Source organism: Microbacterium sp. Bi128, assembly GCF_918698205.1.
Genome location: NZ_CAKKMM010000983.1, coordinates 1 through 1929, shown reverse-complemented (window position 1 = coordinate 1929; position 1929 = coordinate 1). Strand labels below are relative to the sequence as shown.

The 1929-nt window shown below is 65.9% G+C and carries 1 protein-coding gene and 1 pseudogene; both read right to left on the bottom strand.

What is annotated here, in order from left to right; genetic code table 11:
* A partial coding sequence (locus LQV45_RS28835) for a CTP synthase (RefSeq protein WP_230010433.1) occupies positions 1-979 on the bottom strand: 979 nt, incomplete at its 3' end.
* A 100-nt stretch (positions 980-1079) separates the two neighbouring features.
* Positions 1080-1929 (bottom strand): annotated as a pseudogene (locus tag LQV45_RS28830) (DNA repair protein RecN); the annotation flags it as partial.

Sequence of the window (1929 nt, the reverse complement as noted above, 5' to 3'; positions counted from 1 at the left end):
GGTCGATGTACTTGCCTACGAGCGCGATCTCAACTTCGTGCTTCGGGTTGTGGACGGCGTCGAGCAGCTTGTCCCAGCTGGTCCAGTCCACATCCTTGAACGGCAGGTCCAGGGCGCGGACGATGTAGGAATCCAGACCCTGGGAGTGCAGGGTCTTCGGGATGTCGTAGATGCTCGGTGCGTCCGGGCAGCCGATCACGGCGTCGATGTCGACGTCGCACATGCGGCCGATCTTGTCGCGCATCGGCTGCGGGACTTCGCGGTCCGACCGGATCACGATTGCCTCGGGCTGGATGCCGATGGAGCGCAGCGCGGCAACGGAGTGCTGCGTCGGCTTGGTCTTCAGCTCCTGCGACGGGCCGATGTACGGCACGAGGGATACGTGGAGGAAGAACACATTTCCGCGGCCGATGTCCTGGCGGACCTGGCGGGCGGATTCGAGGAACGGCTGGGACTCGATGTCGCCCACCGTACCGCCGATTTCGGTGATGATGACGTCGGGGGCGTTCTTGCCCTCGGCGGGAAGCCGCATGCGCCGCTTGATCTCATCGGTGATGTGCGGGATGACCTGGACGGTATCGCCGAGGTATTCGCCGCGGCGTTCCTTCGCGATGACGGTCGAGTAGACCTGGCCGGTTGTGACGTTGGCCGATCCTTCGAGGTTTTCATCGAGGAAGCGCTCATAGTGGCCGATGTCCAGGTCCGTCTCGGCGCCGTCGTCAGTGACGAAGACTTCGCCGTGCTGGAAGGGGTTCATCGTGCCCGGATCCACATTCAAATAGGGATCGAGCTTTTGCATTGTTACAGACAGACCGCGTGCCCGCAGGAGGTGGCCGAGGCTCGAAGCCGTCAGTCCCTTACCGAGCGAGGACGCTACACCACCGGTGACGAAGATGTGTTTGGTCGTCTTGGACGAGCCCGGAAACCGGGAATTTACACGAGAGTTTGATCGCTGCACCACGGGGTTTGAGCTTATCATCAATTCGGCCTTCCACGGGTTCCTTGGCGGGATCCCGATGTGATTGTTGTCCTAGCAGCGGTCCTTGCGGGAGTCCCTGCGGACGTCCTTTCGGGCCCGCCTAGCTTTGCGGGAGGAGTTTGGCGTCGTCCAACAGCTCCTGGGCGTGGGCCTGGGCTGATTCGGAGTCCTCTTGGCCGGCCAGCATGCGGGCCAGTTCGCGGACGCGCTCGGCCTCGTCAAGCAGCTGCACGTCGCTGGAGGTGAAGCCGGTGGCGGTAGCCCCGTCAGCGCCCCGCACGGAGGTCTTGGTGACCCTGATGTGCTGGTTCGCGAAAGCGGCCACCTGCGGCAGGTGGGTCACCACGAGGACCTGGACGTGCTGGGCCAGCATCGCCAGCCGGCGCCCGATCTCGACGGCGGCACGGCCGCCGACGCCGGCGTCGACCTCGGCGAAGACAAACGTCGGGCCGGGATCGACGGCAGCAAGCACCACCTCAATGGCGAGCATGACGCGGGAGAGTTCACCGCCCGAGGCGCCTTTGCCCAGCGGCCGGGCCGGCGCGCCGGAGTGCGGCTGAAGCAGGAAGGAGATCTCGTCGGCCCCGAACGGTCCCAGCTGGCCTGCGGGCTCCACATTGATGACCAGGGTGGCATCGGCCATGGCCAGCGCCGTGAGCTCAGCGCTGACCCGCGCGGAGAGGTCCTTGGCGGCCTTGCTGCGGGCCTTGCTGATCCCGGCGGCCTTCTTCCGGAGCTCGGTTTCGGCCCGTGCGACCTCGGCGTCCAGCGCTTCGATCCTGGTGGAGTCGTCCTGGAGTTCCTCGTGCCGGGCCCGGGCCTCCTCCGCCCAGACCAGCACCTCGTCGATGCTCGGCGCGTACTTGCGGACCAGCTTGGCCAGCGCGGCCCGTCGGTCCTCGATTTCGGCGAGCCGTTCCGGGCCCTCCGTGTCAAGGGCGGCCTGGTAG